The sequence below is a fragment of the Pedobacter ginsenosidimutans genome (assembly GCF_001442625.1).
Taxonomy (GTDB): domain Bacteria; phylum Bacteroidota; class Bacteroidia; order Sphingobacteriales; family Sphingobacteriaceae; genus Pedobacter; species Pedobacter ginsenosidimutans.
Genome location: NZ_LMZQ01000024.1, coordinates 50,259 through 57,327, shown reverse-complemented (window position 1 = coordinate 57,327; position 7,069 = coordinate 50,259). Strand labels below are relative to the sequence as shown.

At 36.6% G+C, this 7,069-nt stretch carries 7 protein-coding genes; 6 read left to right on the top strand and 1 reads right to left on the bottom strand.

Going from position 1 to position 7,069, the window contains the following annotated elements:
* From ASU31_RS27760 to ASU31_RS27280, 3 genes are all read left to right on the top strand, one after another.
* Window positions 1–218: hypothetical protein (locus ASU31_RS27760; RefSeq protein WP_425339040.1), on the top strand; the 218-nt coding region annotated here is incomplete at its 5' end.
* A gap of 101 nt (window positions 219–319) precedes the next feature.
* The gene (locus tag ASU31_RS21035; RefSeq protein ID WP_057934237.1) at window positions 320–826 is read left to right on the top strand and encodes a hypothetical protein; all 507 of its coding nucleotides are present in this window, start codon (window positions 320–322) and stop codon (window positions 824–826) included.
* 124 nt (window positions 827–950) lie between these two features.
* Entirely contained in the window at window positions 951–1,454 is a 504-nt protein-coding gene (locus ASU31_RS27280) for a hypothetical protein (protein WP_209435030.1), read from the top strand.
* Window positions 1,455–1,568: 114 nt separating this feature from the next.
* Here the strand turns inward: ASU31_RS27280 and alaS are convergent, their stop codons facing one another.
* Window positions 1,569–4,187 (bottom strand): alanine--tRNA ligase, encoded by a 2,619-nt coding sequence (gene alaS / locus ASU31_RS21030; protein WP_057934236.1) that lies wholly within the window; start codon window positions 4,185–4,187, stop codon window positions 1,569–1,571.
* Window positions 4,188–4,303: 116 nt separating this feature from the next.
* Here alaS and ASU31_RS21025 point away from each other — a divergent pair, with 116 nt between their 5' ends.
* The 3 genes from ASU31_RS21025 to ASU31_RS21015 all read left to right on the top strand — a co-directional run bounded on the left by ASU31_RS21025 (window position 4,304) and on the right by ASU31_RS21015 (window position 7,028).
* Window positions 4,304–4,639 carry a MerR family transcriptional regulator gene (locus tag ASU31_RS21025; protein ID WP_029274329.1) on the top strand — a complete coding sequence of 112 codons (336 nt, stop codon included), beginning with the start codon at window positions 4,304–4,306 and terminating at the stop codon, window positions 4,637–4,639.
* Between the two features lie 156 nt (window positions 4,640–4,795).
* A complete protein-coding gene (locus tag ASU31_RS21020) occupies window positions 4,796–5,008 on the top strand; it encodes a hypothetical protein (RefSeq protein ID WP_057934235.1) in 213 nt (70 codons plus the stop codon).
* 22 nt (window positions 5,009–5,030) lie between these two features.
* On the top strand, window positions 5,031–7,028 hold the full coding sequence (locus ASU31_RS21015) for a helix-hairpin-helix domain-containing protein (RefSeq protein ID WP_245224581.1): 1,998 nt from the start codon (window positions 5,031–5,033) through the stop codon (window positions 7,026–7,028).
* Window positions 7,029–7,069: the final 41 nt, after the last annotated feature.

Sequence of the window (7,069 nt, the reverse complement as noted above, 5' to 3'; positions counted from 1 at the left end):
GTGAGACTAAATACTACGTGGTAAAAGGTCATCCAAAATATAATCAAAGACCGACCAAAAATGTAACTGTAGTTCGTAATAATAACCGCCCAACCCGTGTAATACAAAAAAATGTTACCAGACTTGCTCAAAATAATGGTCGTTCTCAGGATAATAATGGTAGAGATGGCCGTCCTGAAAGAAATAATAATCAAGGCCGCGGTAACGGACGTCATTAATATTTAGTTGTATAAAGGAGCTTCTAAGGGGGCTCCTTTGTTATTTGTTTACTTCTGGCACGTGGTTTGGCTATAAATAATAAACACTAAATGAATTGATTATGAAAAGATTCTTTTTAATGGCTGCAGTAATGATGGTTTCATTGTTCAGCATCCCCGCAAAAGCACAGTTAAATGTGAATGTTAACATCGGTTCACAGCCGCTTTGGGGACCAACAGGTTATGATCATGTTGATTATTACTATCTCCCTGATGTAGAAAGTTACTATTATGTTCCTCAAAAACAATTTGTGTACTTAAATGGAAACAATTGGGTTTTTGCAAATTCTTTACCTTCTAGATACGGCAATTACGATTTATATAATGGATATAAAGTAGTCATTAATTCGCCTAAGCCTTATTTGAATTTCAAAAACGATAAGGTAAAATATGCCAAGTACAAAGGCAATAAAGGCCAGGTGGTAATTAGAGATAGCCGTGATCGTAAATATTATGTAGTAAAAGGACATCCTCATGGCATGCCTCCAGGACAGGCCAAAAAGATCTATGGAAAAGAGAATAATGGAAATAACGGAAAAGGCCATGGAAATGGTAAAGGAAAACACTAATCTATAACTTTATCAGTTATTTAAAGGAGTTTCGAAAGAGACTCCTTTTTTTATATATCTGTTACAATAGAAGTTTTGGCACAGCGTTTGAATTATTGAAGTACACACAAATAAATAGATTATTATGAAAAAGTTATTTATCATCTCCGCGATTTTAGGTATCGTGGCATTAACATCTAATCAATCTAACGCTCAGGTAAGTATTAATGTAAATATAGGTGCGCAACCAGCTTGGGTACCTGCAGGTTATGAAAACGTTAATTATTACTATCTCCCAGAAGTTCAATCTTATTATTATGTCCCTCAAAGGCAGTTTGTTTATTTAAGTGGAAATAGATGGACAAGATCAAGGTATTTACCAGCGAGATACAGAGGTTACGACTTGCATCACGGAAGAAAAGTAGTGGTTTATGGAAATAGCCCATATCGTAATTATAACACCCACAGAGTAAATTATTCACATCATAATAATTATTACCGCTCATCTTATGGTGGTGGAAACCGAGTACGTTATAGCTCCCCAAGAAATAATTACAGGTCTTACCGAGTAGATAACAGATACCATGATAGAAGAGTAAATTCAAGTTTATTCTCTAGAGGGCATAGAGAAAAACACGGAAGACATTAAAATAAAAAAGAGGCTCTAGAGCCTCTTTTTTATTTTACATAGCGTCACCCTGACCTGTAGTGAAGCGGAAAGCTACGAAGTAAATTTATTTCTGGGTCTATTTTATTATTTCAATCAATGATGCGGAATAAAACTTTCTGCTTTTTCCAAAACAACTTTTAAGCCTGATGGGTTTTTACCACCTGCGGTAGCATAAAACGGTTGTCCACCACCACCGCCCTGGATTTCCTTACCCAACTCGCGAACAATATTAGAAGCATTTAATCCCTTTTTCACCAGGTGATCAGAAAGCATTACGGTTATTCCCGGTTTGCCATCAATTTCTGTAGTAAAAACCAGAAATAGGTTATCAACCATATCTTTCAAAGAGAAAGCCAGATTTTTAACTGCATCTGCACTTTGCAGATCAATGTGTTTAGCAATCAGGTTAATGCCGTTAATTCCTCTTACATGATGAACGATTTCATGCTTTAAGGTATTTACACGTTCTATTGTCGACTTCTCAATTTCCTTTTTCAGTTTTGCATTTTCATCCAACAATGCCTGAACTGAGGCCGACAGATCTTTACTTCCGTTTAGTAATGCTTTTAAATGACCAAGTTCCTTTCTTTGGTCCAAGAAGTATTGTTCAGCTTTATCAGCAGTAATGGCCTCAATACGGCGAACCCCAGCTGCTACAGCACTTTCAGAAACAATTTTGAATGAACCGATCTGCCCGGTAGCTTTTACGTGTGTACCACCGCAAAGCTCTTTAGAGAAATGATCGTCAAAAGTAATCATGCGGACAAAATCGCCGTATTTTTCACCGAATAAAGCCGTTACACCACTTTCAATGGCATCCTGATAAGGAACGTTGCGTTGTTCCTTTAATTTAATGTTCTGGCGGATTTTCTGATTCACAATTACCTCAATTTGCGCTAATTCCTCGTCAGTAACTTTAGCAAAGTGAGAAAAATCGAAACGTAAGTAGTCTGCATTAACCAACGAGCCTTTCTGGTTAACATGTTTGCCTAAAACCTGTTTTAATGCCGCATGCAGTAAGTGTGTGGCAGAGTGGTTATCTTCAGTTAAAATACGTTTATCTTCATCTACAACAGCCCAAAATTTACCTTCTAAATTATCGGGCAAGATATCGGTAAAATGAACAGTTAAGCCATTTTCTTTTTTAGTATCAGTAATATCTACCCAAAACTGGCGACTGTGGTCTTCTAAACGACCGCTATCTCCTACCTGGCCACCACTTTCGGCATAGAAAGGTGTTTGGCGAAGCACAATTTGATATTGCTCCTTGCCCTTAGCTTTTACTTTACGGTATTTTAGAATCTCCGTTTCAATTTCTAAATCATCATAACCTACAAATTCGCTCTGTTCTTCGGTGTTTACGACAATCCAATCGCTTGTATCAATGGCTGTTGCGGCACGACTATCGTCTTTTTGCTTTTTCAAAGCCTGTTCGTAGCCAGCCAGGTCAACGCTCCAACCCTTTTCTCGGGCCATTAATTCTGTTAAATCGATTGGGAAACCAAATGTATCTGATAATTCGAAAGCGAAATTGCCCTCTACTATATCATTCGATGCCTGATATTTTTCGAAACGTTGAATTCCTGTTGATAAAGTTCTCAAGAAAGAAACTTCTTCTTCCAGCACTACTTTCTGAACGAAATCCTGTTGCGAAATCAGTTCATCAAATACACCTTTAAATTGCTCAGCCAATAAAGGAACCAATTGATTTAAGAAAGGCTCTTTAAAGTTCAGGAAAGTATAAGCATAACGTACTGCGCGGCGTAAAATCCTGCGGATTACATAACCTGCTTTATTATTAGAAGGTAACTGACCATCAGCAATAACAAAGGAGATCGCACGGATGTGATCGGCCATAACACGCATGGCGATATCGGTTTTCTCGTCAGCACCATATTTAATACCAGATTTTTCTGCAATAAACTGAATCAATGGTTGGAAAACATCGGTATCGTAGTTAGAGGTTTTTTCCTGTAAAACGCGTACCAAACGCTCAAAGCCCATTCCGGTATCAACGTGTTTAGCTGGTAAACTCTGTAATGAACCATTTTTTAAACGGTTAAACTGCATAAATACATTATTCCAGATTTCGATTACCTGAGGATGATCAGCATTTACCAGGGTAGCACCATCAACTAAAGCTTTTTCTTCATCGGTACGGCAATCTACATGGATTTCAGAACATGGTCCGCATGGCCCGGTATCGCCCATTTCCCAGAAGTTATCTTTTTTATTTCCAGGTAAAATGTGGCTTTCATCAACATATTGTTTCCAAAGATCGTAAGCCTCCTGATCTTTTTCCAGTCCTTCTTTTTCATCACCTTCGAAGTAGGTGACATATAATTTTTCTTTCGGGATTTTGTAAACTTCGGTCAATAATTCCCAACTCCAGGCAATGGCTTCTTTTTTGAAATAATCTCCAAAACTCCAATTGCCCAACATTTCGAACATGGTGTGGTGGTAAGTATCAATACCTACTTCTTCCAGATCGTTATGTTTGCCCGAAACGCGTAAACAACGTTGTGTATCAGCAACACGAGAATATTTTATGGCGGCTTCTCCTAAAAACAGATCTTTAAACTGGTTCATACCCGCATTGGTAAACATTAAAGTGGGGTCGTTTTTAACCACAATCGGTGCGGAAGGAACAACATGATGTTGTTTCGATTCAAAAAAACTAAGGAATGCCTGTCTAATCTCTTTTGCTGTCATTTCAATATTATTGGAGGGAACAAAATTAAAATTTTATTGCGTTATTAAGGAAAAATCGAGCTACATTTGAATACTTTAATTAATCGATATAAGACACTCATAATCAAGCACAAAATATGCCGTATAAAGAAAGAGACATTAATAAAATGTATTATACCATGGGCGAAGTGACTGAAATGTTTAATGTTAACGCATCTCAGATCCGTTTTTACGAGAAGGAATTCGATATCCTGCAGCCCAAGAAAAATAAAAAAGGCAACCGTCTTTTTACTCCTGAAGACATCGAAAACCTAAAGATCATCTTCAATCTTGTTGATGAAAAAGGATTTACATTAAAAGGTGCCAAAGACTATTTAAAGAATAATAAAACAGGTGTTAGAGAGAATCAAAAGATTATCGATTCGTTAGAAAAACTGAAAGGTTTTTTGGTAAACCTGGCAGAAGAACTATAACCATTTTATTTTATCGATAATTATCGATTTTCTTTATAATACTTTTATGTAATTAAAAAAAATACATTTTTTGTAGGTTTTTAATTATTTTGCTATATTAGCAACACCAAAACATCAATCACCCCTATTTTTTATTAACTGGTTTAACCCCTGCTTATGAAAATATGGTATGTATTGTTGCTTGTCTTTTTTCCCTATTTTTTATTTTCCCAAAACTATTTGGGTGGCCGTTTATCTGCAATAGATAATCATTTCTTTTTGCGAGCAGATCCTTTTGGAATTGCATTGACCCCTAACCGAGAAATGGTAACTGCATGTGCTATTAACCTTTATGGTAAATTTCTAACTGGAGGTGGCTATGCGGTTTAAGCGCTTAACTGTTGCATTTGTAATGATTGGATTCGTGGCAAATGCTCAAATCATTACTCAGGAAACAGATACACGTGATATTTTGGAGAGTATGGCCGAAAACCTCCCCGATGATTACGATATGACCGAACTTATTGATGTATTGGAGAAATATCGTAAATATCCAATTAATCTGAATCGTACTTCAATTGAAGAACTAAAGACTTTGGTTTTCCTGTCTCCACTACAGATTGGTAATTTCTTTACACATCTAAAGGAAAATGGTCGGCTTACAGATGTGCTTGAATTACAAAGCATTGATGGTTTTGATATTAAAACCGTGCATAATCTCCTCCCATTTGTAACATTAACCAATATCGCTGAATACCAGCAGCTCAATTTTAAAAACATTATAGGTACTGGTGAAAATGATTTGATGATGCGCTTTGCACAGACCTTACAAAAACAAAGAGGTTATACCGATTTACCCGGGAACCGGTATTTAGGTTCGCCGGAGAGAGTTCAGCTGCGTTATCGATATCAATATAGCTCAATTTTGTCTGCAGCCATTACTTTAGATAAAGATGCTGGTGAAAAATTTATAGGCAAGCCTTTCGATTTTTATTCGGGTAATATCGCACTATTTAAATTGGGTAAGCTAAAAAAACTGGTAGTTGGCGATTATACGCTGCAATTTGGGCAGGGCTTAACATTATGGTCGGGTTTTTCTTTTGGCAAAGGTCCTGATGTAACCAGCGTAGCTAAAAAAGATTTAGGTTTAAGACCTTATAACTCTACTAACGAATATTCTTTTTTCAGAGGAGGCGCTGCAACGATTAACCTATTTAAAAATATAGACATTACCCCTTTTGTTTCGTTCCGCAATCTTGATGCCAGCCAAAAATTAGATTCAGAAGGAAATTTAGTTCAGTCCACCATTAATCAAACTGGTTTACATAGAACCCCGACTGAGATTAAGAATAAAGGTGTTTTAACGCAAAGCGTATTTGGTACTACAGTTCAATATGCTAAAAACGAATTTGCTGTTGGTGCAATTGCTTACCATACTCATTATAAGAACCGTTTTATTACGCAAACAGCAGCTTACGATCGATACAGTTTCACAGGCACGGCGTTAACCAATTTGGGGTTGTTTTACAATTATACATATAAAAACATGTACCTCTATGGCGAGGCTGGTAAAGGTTTAGGTGGTGGTTTTGCCTATATTAACGGTGTCCTCATTAGCTTGTCGCCAACAGTTTCTGCCGCTTTAACTTATCGCGATTATGCTAAAGATTATCATAGTTTCTTTAATCAGGCAGTATCCGAATCGAGCGAAGCGGTAAATGAAAAAGGATTGTATGCTGGCTTAAATATTAATCCCAATAAACATTGGGACTTTTCTTTCTATGGTGATTATTTTCGGTTCCCGTGGTTAAAATACCGTGTTGATGAGCCATCAAAAGGTTACGAGGTTTTAACCCAGGCCGTTTATACACCAAGCAAAACCTTTAAAGTTTTAGTCCGGTTCAAAACGGAACATAAACAACAAAATACGGATTTGGATGTGCCTATAAACTTTTTAGATAATGTAAAAAGAGAGGGTTATCGGGCAGAAGCAAGCTGGCAATTGAATAATAGTTGGCACTTCCAGAACAGGCTAGAGATTTCTCAATATAAAAAAGGTAGTGCCGATAGAGAATTTGGTTATCTCGTTTATCAGGATGTAGACTATTCACCAATGTTCGCTAAGCTAACAGGAAATGTAAGATTTGCCTATTTCAATACACCAAGTTATAACAGCAGGATTTATGCCTATGAGGATGATGTTTTGTACAGTTTTGCTTTCGGAATGTATAATGGAAGAGGTTTTAGAACTTATTTTAACCTGAAATATAGCATATTTAAGAAGTTAAATGTTTGGGCTCGATATGGGTTGTTTATTTATAAGGACGTAGAAACAGTAGGTACTTACCTGGATGAAATTAAGGGTAATAAAAAATCGGAAGTTAAAATTCAGTTACGCTATCAATTTTAAACAATGTTTAAGTCCGAATATGTTTTTGTCAGGATCCTGTT

Coding starts and splice junctions, on each gene's coding strand:
- ASU31_RS21035 (WP_057934237.1), top strand. CDS start 320: ATGAAAAGATTCTTTTTAATGGCTGCAGTAATGATGGTTTCATTGTTC.
- ASU31_RS27280 (WP_209435030.1), top strand. CDS start 951: ATGAAAAAGTTATTTATCATCTCCGCGATTTTAGGTATCGTGGCATTA.
- alaS (WP_057934236.1), bottom strand. CDS start 4,187: ATGACAGCAAAAGAGATTAGACAGGCATTCCTTAGTTTTTTTGAATCG.
- ASU31_RS21025 (WP_029274329.1), top strand. CDS start 4,304: ATGCCGTATAAAGAAAGAGACATTAATAAAATGTATTATACCATGGGC.
- ASU31_RS21020 (WP_057934235.1), top strand. CDS start 4,796: ATGAAAATATGGTATGTATTGTTGCTTGTCTTTTTTCCCTATTTTTTA.
- ASU31_RS21015 (WP_245224581.1), top strand. CDS start 5,031: ATGATTGGATTCGTGGCAAATGCTCAAATCATTACTCAGGAAACAGAT.